Here is a 14,220-nt window from a genome sequence, read left to right as displayed (position 1 = left end):
CCTAGAGCACCGCGGTGGGGAAAAAGCGTGGGGTGAAGGGCATCCCCACACACGGCAAGTTTAGCGGTGCTCTCCCCCCACACGAAGGCAGTCCACCCAATCGAGCACTGGCGTAGCGGGTGTTGCGTACCAGCGGGCGTGGCATTTAAAGACTTAGGGAAGGGAAAGGGAAAGAGGGAGGGAATGAAAATAGGAGGCAAAGATGGCCGTGAGGAATATGGGCAGGGTGGTGGGCAGGGGAGTTCGGTTTGCGAGTCTGGTGTGTGGTTCGGTCAGAAGCGGTGGCCGTAGAGGACGCTGCGGACTGCTCCGACCACCGAGGTGAACTGGGGCAGTGTCGGGTGGATCGGGTCCGGCGGGGTTGCCCAGAAGACCATGGTGCGGTCGGTGTCCCCGGTCGGTAGCAGGACTCGGGCGCTGACCGGTTCGACTCCTGGGGGGAGGGGTCTGCGGTGGTGTTCGTCCGGGATGGGCTGGGTGAGGAATGTCCACTCGGTTCGCTTGCCCGGGACCGCCAGGACTGGGCCTGCCAGCATGCGCAGTCGGAGCCACCACTGGACTTCGGCGCCGAGGCCCGCGCGCATGCGCAGGGCGCCGACGTGGTCGCCGCCGAGTTCCAGGTAGGCGTTGAGGGCGTCGCCTTCCACCGGCCAGCCCATCGCCGTTCGGTAGTCCCGCACGTCGAAGGTGGGCGTGGTGTCCACGCTCACGTCCAGTGCGTCTAGTGCGTGCAGTTCGGACAGTTCCGCCGCGGTCATGGCGCGCCACCTTTCACCCGTCGGCGTCCGGTTCGCCCTTCATGGCCTGATTGCCCGGCCGTCGACTGTCGTTCACCAATATGGGCGAACGAAACGAGGGAAGCTCATCCCAACAAGGCATAACCCTGGGGTGATAGCGGCCACACGCTCTCGGTGTTTTCCCTGGTCAGACGCGTGCTGAGGCAGGCAGTACCGCTCGTAGCAGACCGTGAGGGTTTCCGTGGCGGCGCCACTCCCGGGGGTAGCCGAGGGAGACCTCCTGGAACTTGACGCCGTCGTAGTGGGTGATCCGGGGGATGTGCAGGTGGCCGTAGACCATCACCGCGGTGGGGAAGCGGGTGTGCCAGTCGGCCGTGAGCTCGGTGCCGCACCACTGGGCGAACTCGGGGTAGCGCAACACGCGCGTCGGTTCGCGGACCAGGGGGTAGTGGTTGATCAGCACGTAGGGCACCGACGGGTCGGCCGCGGCCGCCAGTCGTGCCTCTGTCTCGGCCACTCGTGCCCGGCACCAGTCGTCCCTGGTCGGGTAGGGGTCTGGGTGCAGGTAGTACTCGTCGGTGCAGACGATGCCGCTGGCGTGGGCGATCTCCAGGGACTTCTCCTTGGTGTCCGCGCCCTCGGGGCGGAAGGTGTAGTCGTAGCCGAGGAACAGGGGGGCGACGCGGACCGGGCCGCCCTCGCCCTCCCACACCGGGTACTCGTCCTCCGGGGTGAGCACGCCCAGCTCGCGGCACATCTCGACGAACGCGGCGTACCGCTCGACGCCGCGGGCCTGCACGGCGTCGGCGGGCATCGTCCACAGTTCGTGGTTGCCCGGTGTCCACACGACCTTGGCGAACCGCCCGGCCAGGATCTCCAGCGCCCACCGCACATCGGCCACCTGCTCGGCGACGTCGCCCGCGACGATCAGCCAGTCCTGCGGCGACTCCGGCCGCAGGCCGCGCACGATCTCGCGGTTTTCCTCGTACGAGATGTGCAGGTCGCTGATCGCCAGGAGGGTGCCCACCCGCTCGATCTTTCCACCTCGGCGCGCGCCGTGGGGCGAGACGCGGGTCTCGCTCAGGCCTTGAGCTTGCGGATGGTGATGTGCACCGGCGGCCGCACGCCCTCGCCCATGCCGGTCTCGACCGAGTCGGCCAGGGTGCGCAGCACGTGCCAGCCGAAGCTGTCGGTCGCCGGTGGGCGGCCGTCGCGGGAGCGCGTGCTCGCCTCGACCGTGATGCCCGCCGGGTCGAGGTGGAAGCGGCACTCCAGCTGGGCGCCGGGGGCGGCCAGCACGATCAGCTGCGAGCACACCTCGTCCACGGCCAGGCGCAGGTCGGCGATGGCGTCGACGGTGAAGTCCGCCCCCATGGCGACCGTGGCGGCCACACCGCGCACGATCGGCAGGTTCGCCAGGTCGGCGCGCAGCCGCAGGTCCACGTGCGGCGGGGCGGTGTCGGGCACGCTCATGCTCCCTCGATCCTGGCTCGGCGGCGCGCGGCGCCCGCCTCGCCCGACACGCTATCGGTGTGGGACACCTCGATCGACCCGGACCGACCTACTAGGCTGGACGCCGAGGCGGTTGAGCAGCCAGCCGCCACACCGATCCCGCACTCCCGTGAAGGGCTGCCATGAGTACGTCCGACCTACTGACCGTCGAGTACGGCGACCGAGCCGACGCCGTGCTGCTGCACGTGCGCGGTGAGATCGACATGGGCACCGCGCCGGTGTTGCGCGGCCACCTCGAGGACGCGGTGCGCCGCGGCACCGACGCCCCGGTCCTGCTCGACCTCACCGGCGTGGGTTTCCTGGCCTCGGCCGGGCTGGCCCTGCTGGTGGAGTACCACACCCGCTGCCGGGACGAGGGGCGCGCGCTGCGCGTGCTCACCGACGGCGGGGCGGTGCTGCGCGCCATCCAGATCAGCTCGCTGGACCACGTCCTCGAGGTGCACCCCTCGGTCGCCGAGGCGATGTCCGCCGACCACGCCGGGGGCTGAGTCAGCCGCGGTGCCGGTAGATGAGCACCGCCACGTCGTCGTCGTGGCCGCCGGGCAGCAGCTCGGCCACCAGCCGGTCGGCCAGTTCGGCCACCGGGCGGTCCCGGCCCGCGCGTAGCCGCCGAACGGCGCGGTCGATGCCGTCGTCGATGGTCTCACCGCGCCGCTCGACCAGGCCGTCGGTGTAGAGCAGCGCGGTGTCCCCGGCGGCCAGGTCGACGGTGGCCTGCTTCCGGGGCCGCACGCGCGGTACCGCCAGCGGCACCGACGTGGCCGCGTCCAACAGCGTGGCGCGGTCGTCGGTGCCGAGCAGGATCGCGGGCGGGTGGCCCGCGCTGCTGTAGACCAGGGTCCCGGCCGCGTGGTCGACGATCGCGCAGAACAGCGTCGTGCACACCGCCCCGGGCAACAGGTCGGCGAAGTCGTCCAGCGCGGTCAGCACGTCGGCCGGGCTGATCGCGCGCAGCAGCAGCGCCCGGCAGGCGCTGCGCAGCTGGCCCATCACCGAGGCCGCCCGCAGGCCGCGGCCGACGCAGTCGCCGACCACCACGCCGACCCGGTCGGCGTCCAGGGCCACCACGTCGTACCAGTCGCCGCCGACCTCCAGCGGGGCCAGCGCGGGCTCGTAGCGGACCGCGAACCCCTCGGGCAGGTTCGTCGGCCCCAGGATCGAGCGCTGCAGGGTGACCGCGACGGTCCGCTGCTCCTCGAACGAGCGCGCCCTGGTCAGCGCGACGCCGAACTGCGCGCACAGCGCGCCGAACAGATATCTGTCCACATCGGACACCGGGCGGGTCGGCGCGAACCCCAGCCACACCCCGGTCGGCGGGCCGGTGGCCTCGATCGGCGCGGCGATGCCCAGCGCGCGCCCGTCGGCGCCCGGTTCCGGCACGACCTGCGGCGAGCGGCTGCCACGGGCCTCCTCCAGCGCCGCGCGCACCGGCTCGGGCAGCTCCGACCAGTCGGGGTAGTCGCCCTCGCCCGCCGTCACCGGGCCGCCGCCGTCGGGCCAGCACACCACCACCGCGGGCTGGGTCTGCCACGCGCGGGCCAACCCGGTGGCGCCCGCGGTGAGCACCTCGTCGACGTCGGTGGCGTCGGCCAGGGTCGCGGCGAGCGAGGACTGGGCCTGGTCGCGTTCGGCGGCGAGCACGTCGGCGGTGATGTCGCGGGCGGTGCCGACGAACATCCGGCGCGCACCCGTCTGCCGCGGCACCACGTTGATCGCGACGGCGACCCAGATGCCGCGCCCGCCCGCCTGCTCGACCTCGGCGACGTAGCGCCCGCCGCCGCCCTCGAGCATGGCCGCGAGCCGCTCCCGCATCGCGCTGACCGCCCCCGGCCGCTGCTCGGTCCACCACGGGTACGGCGGCCGGTAGGGCAGGCCCTCGCTGCCGTAGCCCAGCAGCGCCGCGCAGGCGGCGTTCATCTCCAGGATGGTGCCCTCGACGTCGATCATGAAGAAGCCGACGTCGAGGGAGTCCACCAGCGCCTCGCGCCAGGCCGACTGGTGGTTGCGCAGCTGGGCCAGCTCCAGGGTCGAGCGCACCCGGGCGATCAGCGCGGGCGAGGAGAACGGCTTGACCAGGTAGTCGTCCGCGCCCGCGGCCAGGCCGGCGATCGCGTCCTGCTCACCGGCCCTGGCGGAGAGCAGGATGACCGGGATGTGCTCGGTGCTGGGGTTGCCGCGCAGCTCGGCCAGCAGGCCGAAGCCGTCCAGACCGGGCAGCACCACGTCGGTGAGCACCAGGTCCGGCCGGTGCCTGTGGACCGCGGTCAGCGCTCCTGCACCGTCGGTGGCCCGCACGACCGCCCAGTGCGGCTCCAGCAGCCCGACGAGGAAGTCGCGCAGGTCGGCGTTGTCCTGCACCACCAGCACGCAGGCGCCCGCGGTCTGGCCGATCGGCGCCCAGGCGCCCGGGTCCAGCTCGCCCTCGCGGGTGCCCGCGGTCCAGCCGAGGGCCTCGGCCAGATAGCTGTCCACAGTGGACTCGGTGGGGCCGTCGGCCGGTCGGGTGGCGCCGCTGCCGTAGGGCAGCCGGGTGGTGAAGGTGGCGCCGCGGCCGTGTTCGCTGCGCACCGCGATCGTGCCGCCGTGCAGTGCGACCAGCTCGCTCACCAGGGCCAGGCCGATGCCGGTGCCCTCCTGCGAGCGCCCGCCCGCGCCGCGCACCCGGTGGAACCGGCCGAACAGCAGCGGGATCTCCTCGGCCGGGATGCCCAGCCCGGTGTCGGACACGGTGAGCTCGACCTGGCCGTCCACCTCGGCCACCGAGAGCGAGATCTCGCCGGAGAGGGTGAACTTGAGCGCGTTGGACAGCAGGTTGAGCACGATCCGCTGCCACATGTCCCGGTCGACGAACACCTCGCGCGGCAGCGGCGGGCAGTCGACCGCCAGCACCAGCCCGGCCCGCTCGATCGCGGGCCGGAACGAGGCGACCACCGCCCTGGTCAGCTCGGCCAGGTCGGTGCCGACCCGGTCCGGGCGCAGCGCGCCGCTCTCGATCCGGGTGAAGTCGAGGATGTTGTCGACCATCCGCCGCAGCCGCCCGGCGCCGCGCCGGACCAGCTCCAGCCGGTCGCGCTGGTGGGGGCCCAGCGGCTCGTCCACATCGGCGAGCGCGTCCTCGGCGGGCCCGGAGATCAGCGTCAACGGGGTGCGCAGCTCGTGGCCGATGGTGGCGAACAGCTCGGTCTTGGCCTGGTCCAGCTCGGCCAGCGCCCGCGCCCGCAGCCGGTCCTGCTCCTGGGCCAGCGCGTTCGCCAGCACCGAGGACAGCGTCGCCGCCACCACGTCGAGGAACTCCCGGTAGGGCCCGGCGACCGGGAGCATCGGGTTGATCTGCACGACCAGCTCGCCGACGACACCCGAGGCGGAGCCCAGCGGCAGGGCCAGTCGGCGCGGACCCGGGCCGTCGAGCCAGACCGGCTCGCCGTCGCGGTCCTCGGTGTCGCGGTCTTGGCCGTCGAACAGGCGCACCTCGAACGAGGGCAGGTCGTCGGGGTTCTCCGCCAACACCTCGCCCGCCACCGCGGCGATGCGCGCCACGTCGGCCAGCCCGGCCAGCCGGGCGCCGAGCGCGCCCACGGTGCGCATCCGGCGCTCGCCCAGCACCCGCCCGGTCGTCTCGGTCACCACGCACAGCACGCCCGCCACCGCGCCGGAGTCGACCACCACCGGGTCGTAGGACAGGTCGAAGTAGGTCTGCTCCAGGAAGCCGCGCCGGGTCAGGGTGAACGGGAAGTCCTTGGCCCAGAACGACTCCCGGTCGGCGACCACGCCGCGCACGAGCGGGCCGACCAGCTCCCACAGCTCGCCCCAGCTGTGCGCCGCCGGTCTGCCGAGCGCGCGCGGGTGCTTGTCGCCGATGGTCGCGGCGTAGGCGTCGTTGTAGACCGCGACCCACTCCGGTCCCCAGTAGAGGATCATCTGGTGGCGCGAGGACATCATCGTGCGGACCACCGCGCGCAGCTGTGGATCCCAGGTCCCCGGCGGCCCCAGCGGGGTGTCCGCCCAGTCGACCGAGGCCATCAGGTCCGCCAGGTCCCCTACCGCCACCGCTCGTTCGCCTCCCCTGCCGACCGTGCCGACCATAGCCGCAGCCCCGGCGGGCCGCCGAGATCCGGGTGTTCGGCCGGGCGGCGCGCGCACGCGTAGATTGATGTCCACTCAACTCGCAGTGAGCCACGGAAGGGGCCCGACGGTGATCCATGTGACGGGTCGGGCGGCGCGATGACCGTTGGGCACACCGCACTGCTCTACCGGGGCGCCGCCGAGTACCTCGCGGCCGTGCTGCCGTTCGTGCGCGCCGGGATCGAGGCGGGTGAGGCGGTCACCGTGGTGGCACCCACCGACAACCTGACCCTCGTCCGCGACGAGTGCGCCGCGCACGGGCTGGCCGACGGCGTCCGCTGGCTGGACGTGGGCGAGGTCGGCCGCAACCCGGGCCGGATCGTCCCGGCCGTGCTGCACCCGCTGCTCGGCTCCGGCGCGCGCGTGGTCACCGAGGTCGTCTGGCCGGGCCGACCGCCCGCGGAGTACCCCTCGTGCGTGCGGCACGAGGCGCTGGCCAACCAGCTGCTCGACGGGCGGCCGCTGCGGCTGCTGTGCCCGTTCGACGCCGAGGGACTGCGCCCGATCGCCCTAGCCGACGCGCTCGCCACCCACCCGGGCGTGCTGGAGCGCGGCAGCCACCGGCCCAGTCCGGGCTACGCGCCGCACACCGTGCTGCGGACCTACAACCAGGTGCCCGACGAACCCGCCGACGCCCGGTCGCTGCTGGTCGGCGTCCGCGAGCTCGGTGCCGCGCGGGCCCTGGTGTCCGCCGCTGCCCGCGAGCACGGGCTGGCCGACGAGCGCGTCGGCGACGCCGCCCTGGTGATCACCGAGCTGGTGACCAACAGCATCGAGCACGGCGGTGGGCGCGCCCTGCTCAGCGTGTGGTCCGACGGGTCCGAGCTGGTGTGCGAGATCCGCGACGAGGGCACCCTGGTCGACCCGCTCGCCGGCCTGCGCCCGGCCCCGACCGACCAGGCGCACGGCCGCGGCCTGCTGCTCGTGCACTCCTTGGCGGACCTGGTCTCCATCCACACCGACGGCCGCGGCACCGCGGTGCGCGCGCACTTCGACCGCGGCGCGGGCGCTTGATCTTCACGCGGACCGGGTAAGTCCCCTGGGACACCCACAACGCGATCTGGAGGTCAGTGCAGATGACCGAGCACCCCCGGGGCGTGGCCCGCAGGCTCGTCGCCGTCACCCGCGGCGGCGACCTCGACCCGCGTGGGCAGGCAGGCGCGCTGGACGTGCTCGCAGGCCCGGACCACCGAGACCGGCTCGCCGCCGTGCTGCGCGAGCTCGTGGTGGCCACCGCGGACATGATGGTGTGCCGGGCCGAGGAGCCCGGCGCGGACAAGGCGTTCATGCTCGACCTGCGCGACGACGAGGGCGAACCGGTCCAGGTGGACACTCTCGACCCGCCGGTGCGCGCGCTGGTGCGGGCGCTGCTCGCGCAGCTCAACGGGACACCGGAGGACACCGAGTTCCAGCTGGGGCTGGCGCTGCGCGCGGACGAGCGCTTCGACCCGGTGGACGTATTGGTGCTGGCCTTGCTCTGGACGGTCGGGTCGATAGAGTGGTGCGAACAGCACGATGCCCCGACGCCAGGTTGGCTTGCATGACCGATGTGATCTCGCTGGCCCAGGAACTGGCCGAGGTGGCCAGACTCGTCGAGGACGACGAGCTCGGCACGGCGTTCGGCCGGTTCACCAAGAGGGCCATCGGCACCATCCCCGGCTGCGCGCACGCCTCCATCACGGTGCGCACCGACCTGGGAGTGGTCGAGACCATCGGCGACGACCCCCGCGACGTGGACCTGCTGGCCAGCGGCCCGATCATCGAGGCGGTCACCTACCACGAGCCCCGCAGGCTCGACGACGTGGCGACCGACCAGCGCTGGCCCGCGTTCTCCGCGAAGGTCGCCCAGGCGGGACTGCGCAGCTGCCTGGCCCTGCCGATCGCGACGAACAAGTCGGCGGCGGCGGTCTTCTCGTTGTTCTCCGACCAACCCGGCCAGTTCGGTGAGTCCTCGCACGACCTGGTGATGCTGTTGACCTTGCACGCGGGCGTGGTCTTCGACAACGTCTCGCTCTTCCACGACTCCACCAGGTTGGTGGAACAGCTGCGCGCGGCCCTGCTTACCCGCGCGGTGGTCGGCCGGGCCCAGGGCCTGCTCATGCACCGCTTCGGCTACGACACCGACACCGCCTTCGAGGCACTGCGGACCGCGTCGCAGAACAGCAACACCAAGCTTCGCGACCTGGCCGCGGCCCTGGTGGAGGCCCACGACCGGGGCGACTTCGAGGAGACCATGCGCAGGCTCCCCCTGCCCGCGGCGGGCGACCTGGTGTGAGCGGGACCCCACTGGGTACCCGGCCCGCATGGGCAACTACCGACACTCCGCGCCTGCGGCCGTCCCCGCCGAGGCGGTCTTCGCTTACTTGGCGGACGTGCGCAACCTCCCGCACTACTTCCCGCGCCTGACCAAGGCGGAGCCACTGGGCGGCTCAGAGGTCCTGGTCGAAGCCGAAGTGGACGGCACCCACATCCAGAGCAAGGCGTGGTTGCTACTGGACCCCGACTCCCACTCCCTGCGCTGGGGAGCGGATGGCCCGAACGACTACCACGGCTCACTGGTGGTCCACGACAGCGGCGCGGGGGAGTGCGCGATCGAGGTGGAACTGGTCACCAACCGGGCGGTTGTGGATTCCGTCCAGGACGGTCTGAAAGAGACCGTCGCCATGCTCACCCAGGCAGTGGCCGCCTCGGACACCAATCTGGCCATCCGGTGATGACGAGAACCGCCGCTGACAAGTAGTTGTCAATTGCGACAAGCGAGTTCAGATCCGTCGACACATGACACTCGGTGAGAGCAAGCAAGTGGCGCTTGAAATCCCGACCCCCACGAATCCCGCACCCGGGCAACAGTCCTGCTCGATGGGGTGGTGTGGCTTTGTTTGGGGAGAAAAGAGGCGCTAGCCTGGCTCCGGCGTGGGTGATCCCTTCCCCACCCGCTTCACCCCGGCGCCTCTTTCTTAGGGGCCCCGAACAAAGCCACACCACCCCATCGAGCCCACAACGCCAGCCACGCCAGCCAGCAGCGGCGCGCAACACAAGCCAGTCTGCTCCTAGTTCAAACTCTCCAGGGTGTCCAGGATCTCCTGCCCGTACTTGGCCAGCTTGTTCTCGCCGACCCCGCTGATCGTCCCCAGCTTCTCCAGGCTCGACGGCGACTCGGCGGCGATCTGCCGCAGAGTCGCGTCGTGGAAGATCACATAGGCGGGCACGCCCTGTTCCTTCGCCGCCGACGCCCGCCAAGCGCGCAGGGCCTCGAAGATCGGGGCGGCCTCGGCGGGCATCTCGATGGCCGGTTTGCGGGTCTTGGTGCCGGTGCCCGTCGACGACGTCCGGGCGGCGCGCTCGGGTTCGCGGCGGAGCTTGACCTCGCGGGTGCGGCCGAGGACCTCGCCGCTGGCCGGGGTGAGGGCCAGGGTGCCGAAGTCGCCCTCGACCGCCAGCAGGCCCTGGGCGAGCAGTTGCCGCACGACGCCGCGCCAGGTCTGTTCGGACAGGTCGGTGCCGATGCCGTAGACCGTCAGCTGGTCGTGCCGGTGCTGGGTGATCTTCTCCGTCTTCTTGCCCAGCAGGATGTCGATCACTTGGCCCGCGCCGAAGCGCTGGTCGCGCTCGCGGTCGAGGCGCAGCACCGTGGACAGCAGCTTCTGGGCGGGGATCGTGCCGTCCCAGGACTCCGGCGGCAGCAGGCAGGTGTCGCAGTTGCCGCACGGCTGGCCGGTCTGGCCGAAGTAGTTGAGCAGCTGGACGCGCCTGCACGAGATCGTCTCGCAGAGGGCGAGCATGGCGTCGAGGTGGGTGCCGAGCTTGCGCCGGTGCGCCTGGTCGCCCTCGGACAGGTCGATCATCTTGCGCTGCTGCACCACGTCCTGCAGGCCGTAGGCCAGCCACGCGGTGGACGGCTGGCCGTCGCGGCCCGCGCGGCCGGTCTCCTGGTAGTAGCCCTCGACCGACTTGGGCAGGTCGAGGTGGGCGACGAACCGGACATCGGGCTTGTCGATGCCCATGCCGAAGGCGATGGTGGCGACCACAGTCAGCCCGTCCTCGCGCAGGAAGCGGGACTGGTTCTTCGCGCGGGTGCGGGCGTCGAGGCCCGCGTGGTAGGGCACCGCGGGGATCCCGTTGTCGCTCAAGAACTGCGCGGTCTTCTCCACCGACGCGCGGGACAGGCAGTAGACGATGCCCGCGTCGCCGGGGTGCTCGGCGCGGATCAGGTCCAGCAGCTGCTTCTGGGCGCCGGACTTGGGCACGATCCGGTACTGGATGTTGGGCCGGTCGAAGCTGGCGACGAAGTGCTTGGCCTCGCCCAGGTTCAGCCGCTGGGCGATCTCGGTGTGCGTCGCCTCGGTCGCGGTGGCGGTGAGCGCGATGCGCGGCACGTCCGGCCAGCGCTCATGCAGTTCCGAGAGGGCCAGGTAGTCGGGGCGGAAGTCGTGGCCCCACTGGGAGACGCAGTGCGCCTCGTCGATGGCGAACAGGGCCACCTCGCCGCGTTCGAGCAGGCGCACCGTCGCCTCGACGCGCAGCCGTTCGGGGGCCAGGTAGAGCAGGTCGAGCTCGTTGGCGAGGAAGGCGTCCTCCACCTCGCGGCGCTGCTCGAAGTCCTGTGTGGAGTTGAGGAAACCGGCGCGCACCCCAAGGTTGCGCAGGGCGTCGACCTGGTCCTGCATGAGCGCGATCAACGGCGAGATCACCACACCGACGCCCGGGCGCAGCAGCGCGGGGATCTGGTAGCACAGCGACTTGCCGCCGCCGGTGGGCATCAGCACCAGCGCGTCGCCACCACCGGCCACGTGCTCGATGATCTCGGCTTGGCTACCGCGGAAGGAGTCGTAGCCGAACACGCGGCGCAGGACGTCGACCGGTGTCTCGACGCGCGTGCTGGGGGACTCGGTGCTGATCTCGGCGGAAGGCACCGGACGATACTACGGAAGTCCCACCGGCCGTGGTTTCGGCCTGTGGACAACTAGGCTGGCCCGGTGAGCAACACGGAGGCGGAGCCCGCGGAACTGGAGTGCCGCTCGGCGGCGGACGGCCGCGTCGAGGTGCTCCCGGCGCGCGAGGTGCCCCTGGGCGGACCACGGGCGATGCGCGTGCGCCGCACGCTGCCGCAGCGGCGGCGCTCCCTGATCGGCGCGTGGTGCTTCGCCGACCACTACGGGCCGGAGCCTGCCCGGATGGAGGTCGCGCCGCACCCGCACACCGGGTTGCAGACGGTGAGTTGGCTCTTCGCGGGGGAGATCGAACACCGCGACAGCCTCGGCTCGCACGCGTTGGTACGCCCCGGTGAGGTCAACCTGATGACCAGTGGCGCGGGAATCTGCCATTCCGAGGTGTCCACGGCCAACTCCGAGGTATTGCACGGCGTGCAGCTCTGGGTAGCGCTACCGGACGAACACCGCCACACCGCCCGCGCGTTCGAGCACTACGCGCCTGCGGTGGTTGACCTCGGAGGGGCTTCTGCTCGGGTCTTCCTCGGCACGCTCGCGGGGGACACCTCGCCGGTGTCGACCTTCACGCCGTTGCTCGGGGCGGAACTGGTGCTCGCGGCCGGTGCGCGGCTACGGCTGGACGTCGACCCGTCGTTCGAGCACGGCGTGCTGCTCGACAGCGGTCGGGTGTCGTTGGCGGGCACCCCGCTGGCGCCCGCTGACCTGGGCTACGCGGGCCCCGGTCTGCCGTCCCTCGATCTGGTGAACCTCACCGACGAGCCCGCCCGGCTGCTGCTCCTCGGCGGGCCGCCGTTCGACGAGCCGATCCTGATGTGGTGGAACTTCGTCGCCCGCACGCACGAGGAGATCGTCGCTTACCGCGCCGCGTGGGAACGCGAGTCCGACCAGTTCGGCCGGGTCGAGGGCTACGAGGGAGAGCCGCAGCGGCTACCGGCGCCGCCGATGCCCGCGGTCCGCATCAAGCCCCGCGCGCCGCGGTAGCGCGCCAGGACAGCCGCCGTTCGAGGTGCTGAGCGGTTATCCGGTCGAGACATACAGTCATGTAACTGATGCCATGACCACCCGCTGGGCAGCAGGCTGGGGCCATGCCCAACGCACACGACACCGAGCAGGTCCAGCGGGCGAACGGCTCCGGCCGCACCCCCGTCGTCTTCGTCCACGGCCTCTGGCTGCTGCCCAGCAGCTGGGACCGCTGGGCCGCCGTCTTCGACGAGGCCGGGTACGCCCCGGTCACGGTGTCCTGGCCGGACGACCCGGAGACCGTGGAGCAGGCCAACGCCCACCCCGAGGTCTTCGCCAACAAGACCGTCGGCCAGATCGCCGACCACGTCGCCGAGGTGATCGGCGGGCTGGAGCGCAAGCCCGCCGTCGTCGGCCACTCCTTCGGCGGCCTGCTCACCCAGATCATCGCGGGCCGCGGCCTGTCGGTGGCCTCGGTCGCCATCGACCCGGCGCCCTTCCGCGGCGTGCTGCCGCTGCCGATCTCCGCGCTGCGCGCCGCCGCGCCGGTGCTGACCAACCCGGCCAACCGGCACCGCGCGGTCCCGCTGACCTACGACCAGTTCCGCTACGCCTTCGCCAACGCGGTCAGCGAGGACGAGGCCAAGGAGCTGCACGAGACCTACGCGGTGCCCGCCTCCGGCGCGCCGCTGTTCCAGGCCGCCACGGCGAACCTGAACCCGTGGACCGAGGTCAAGGTCGACACCGACAACCCCGAGCGCGGTCCGCTGCTGATCGTCTCCGGCGAGAAGGACCACACCGTGCCGTGGGCGATCGCCAACGCCTCGTTCAAGCAGCAGCAGGACAACCCCGGGGTCACCGAGATCGTCGAGATGCCCGACCGCGGCCACGCCCTGACCATTGACAGCGGGTGGCGGGAGGTGGCCGACACGGCGCTGACCTTCATCCGCCGCTTCACCTCCTGACCTCCGCGAAAGGATTCGCTGGTGAGCACCTTCACGACCAAGGACGGCACCGAGCTCTTCTACAAGGACTGGGGCAGCGGCCAGCCGGTCGTGTTCAGCCACGGTTGGCCGCTCAACGCCGACGCCTGGGACGGGCAGCTCCGCCACGTCGCCGAGAACGGCTACCGGGCCATCGCGCACGACCGGCGCGGCCACGGCCGCTCGGCGCAGACCTGGCTCGGCAACGACATGGACACCTACGCCGACGACCTCGCCGAGCTGGTCGAGGCCCTCGACCTGCACGACGCGGTCCTGGTCGGGCACTCCACCGGCGGTGGCGAGGTGGCCCGCTACATCGGCAGGCACGGCACCGGTCGGGTCGCCAAGGCGGTGCTGCTCGGCGCGGTCCCGCCGCGGATGCTCAAGACCGAGGCGAACACCGACGGCGTGCCGCGCGAGGTCTTCGACGGCATCCGCGCCGGGGTGGCCAACGACCGCTCGCAGTTCTACTGGGACCTCAGCGAGAGCTTCTACGGCTTCAACCGCGAGGGCGCGGCGGTGTCGGAGGGTGTGCGCCGCGCGTTCTGGGCGTGGAGCCTGCAAGCCGGGCTGAAGCAGGCGTACGACTGCATCGAGCAGTTCTCGGAGACCGACTTCACCGAGGACCTCAAGCGGATCGACGTGCCGACCCTGATCGCGCACGGCGACGACGACCAGATCGTCCCGATCCACAACGCGGCGCTCAAGTCCGCGGAGCTCGTGCCGAACAACACCCTCAAGGTGTACCCGGGTGCTCCGCACGGCCTGGTCGGCGACTACGAGAAGGCGTTCAACGCCGACCTCTTGGACTTCATCCGCGGCTAGTCGCGCTCGCGTGGTGCCCGCGCTCTCCTCGCGGGCACCACGCACCTCTTAGCGCTCGGTGTCGTCTCCCCCGAGTCGCCCCTCTTACTCCCGTGCGCCCTACCGGGCCGCGCGGAGTTCCGCCCTGCCCAC

General features: G+C 71.7%; 13 protein-coding genes. 8 read left to right on the top strand and 5 right to left on the bottom strand.

Annotation, left to right across the window (positions count from 1 at the left end):
* Nucleotides 1-272: 272 nt before the first annotated feature.
* The 3 genes from QSK30_RS34840 to QSK30_RS34830 form a co-directional block, all read right to left on the bottom strand.
* Complete coding sequence (locus tag QSK30_RS34840) at nucleotides 273-758, bottom strand: hypothetical protein (protein WP_285509624.1); 486 nt, start codon at nucleotides 756-758, stop codon at nucleotides 273-275.
* Nucleotides 759-924: 166 nt separating this feature from the next.
* Nucleotides 925-1,773 (bottom strand): metallophosphoesterase family protein, encoded by an 849-nt coding sequence (locus QSK30_RS34835; protein ID WP_502871933.1) that lies wholly within the window; start codon nucleotides 1,771-1,773, stop codon nucleotides 925-927.
* 44 nt (nucleotides 1,774-1,817) lie between these two features.
* Nucleotides 1,818-2,210 (bottom strand): ATP-binding protein, encoded by a 393-nt coding sequence (locus QSK30_RS34830; protein ID WP_285509620.1) that lies wholly within the window; start codon nucleotides 2,208-2,210, stop codon nucleotides 1,818-1,820.
* Nucleotides 2,211-2,371: 161 nt separating this feature from the next.
* On the opposite strand from QSK30_RS34830, the gene QSK30_RS34825 reads away from it, so the two are divergent.
* On the top strand, nucleotides 2,372-2,737 hold the full coding sequence (locus QSK30_RS34825; protein ID WP_285509618.1) for an STAS domain-containing protein: 366 nt from the start codon (nucleotides 2,372-2,374) through the stop codon (nucleotides 2,735-2,737).
* A 1-nt stretch (nucleotide 2,738) separates the two neighbouring features.
* Here QSK30_RS34825 and QSK30_RS34820 read toward each other — a convergent pair whose 3' ends face one another.
* Nucleotides 2,739-6,296 carry a SpoIIE family protein phosphatase gene (locus QSK30_RS34820; protein WP_285509616.1) on the bottom strand — a complete coding sequence of 1,186 codons (3,558 nt, stop codon included), beginning with the start codon at nucleotides 6,294-6,296 and terminating at the stop codon, nucleotides 2,739-2,741.
* A gap of 174 nt (nucleotides 6,297-6,470) precedes the next feature.
* On the opposite strand from QSK30_RS34820, the gene QSK30_RS34815 reads away from it, so the two are divergent.
* From QSK30_RS34815 to QSK30_RS34800, 4 genes are all read left to right on the top strand, one after another.
* The gene (locus QSK30_RS34815; RefSeq protein ID WP_285509615.1) at nucleotides 6,471-7,385 is read left to right on the top strand and encodes an anti-sigma factor RsbA family regulatory protein; all 915 of its coding nucleotides are present in this window, start codon (nucleotides 6,471-6,473) and stop codon (nucleotides 7,383-7,385) included.
* 62 nt (nucleotides 7,386-7,447) lie between these two features.
* Complete coding sequence (locus QSK30_RS34810) at nucleotides 7,448-7,915, top strand: hypothetical protein (protein WP_285509613.1); 468 nt, start codon at nucleotides 7,448-7,450, stop codon at nucleotides 7,913-7,915.
* The gene (locus tag QSK30_RS34805; RefSeq protein WP_285509611.1) at nucleotides 7,912-8,646 is read left to right on the top strand and encodes a GAF and ANTAR domain-containing protein; all 735 of its coding nucleotides are present in this window, start codon (nucleotides 7,912-7,914) and stop codon (nucleotides 8,644-8,646) included. The genes QSK30_RS34810 and QSK30_RS34805 overlap by 4 nt, the downstream gene beginning before the upstream one ends.
* A 28-nt stretch (nucleotides 8,647-8,674) precedes the next feature.
* Nucleotides 8,675-9,085 (top strand): SRPBCC family protein, encoded by a 411-nt coding sequence (locus QSK30_RS34800; RefSeq protein WP_285509609.1) that lies wholly within the window; start codon nucleotides 8,675-8,677, stop codon nucleotides 9,083-9,085.
* A 336-nt stretch (nucleotides 9,086-9,421) separates the two neighbouring features.
* Here QSK30_RS34800 and recQ read toward each other — a convergent pair whose 3' ends face one another.
* Nucleotides 9,422-11,269 (bottom strand): DNA helicase RecQ, encoded by a 1,848-nt coding sequence (gene recQ / locus QSK30_RS34795; RefSeq protein WP_285509626.1) that lies wholly within the window; start codon nucleotides 11,267-11,269, stop codon nucleotides 9,422-9,424.
* Nucleotides 11,270-11,347: 78 nt separating this feature from the next.
* Here recQ and QSK30_RS34790 point away from each other — a divergent pair, with 78 nt between their 5' ends.
* The 3 genes from QSK30_RS34790 (at nucleotide 11,348) to QSK30_RS34780 (ending at nucleotide 14,088) form a co-directional block, all read left to right on the top strand.
* The gene (locus QSK30_RS34790) at nucleotides 11,348-12,301 is read left to right on the top strand and encodes a pirin family protein (protein WP_285509607.1); all 954 of its coding nucleotides are present in this window, start codon (nucleotides 11,348-11,350) and stop codon (nucleotides 12,299-12,301) included.
* Nucleotides 12,302-12,405: 104 nt separating this feature from the next.
* Nucleotides 12,406-13,245 carry an alpha/beta hydrolase gene (locus tag QSK30_RS34785; protein WP_285509605.1) on the top strand — a complete coding sequence of 280 codons (840 nt, stop codon included), beginning with the start codon at nucleotides 12,406-12,408 and terminating at the stop codon, nucleotides 13,243-13,245.
* A 21-nt stretch (nucleotides 13,246-13,266) separates the two neighbouring features.
* Nucleotides 13,267-14,088 (top strand): alpha/beta fold hydrolase, encoded by an 822-nt coding sequence (locus QSK30_RS34780; protein ID WP_285509603.1) that lies wholly within the window; start codon nucleotides 13,267-13,269, stop codon nucleotides 14,086-14,088.
* Nucleotides 14,089-14,220 lie beyond the last annotated feature (132 nt).

This window comes from Actinokineospora sp. NBRC 105648 (assembly GCF_030269645.1).
In the GTDB taxonomy this organism is placed as follows: Bacteria; Actinomycetota; Actinomycetes; order Mycobacteriales; family Pseudonocardiaceae; genus Actinokineospora.
The sequence above is the reverse complement of the archived record's forward strand: the minus strand, read 5'-3'. Positions and strand labels throughout refer to the sequence as shown.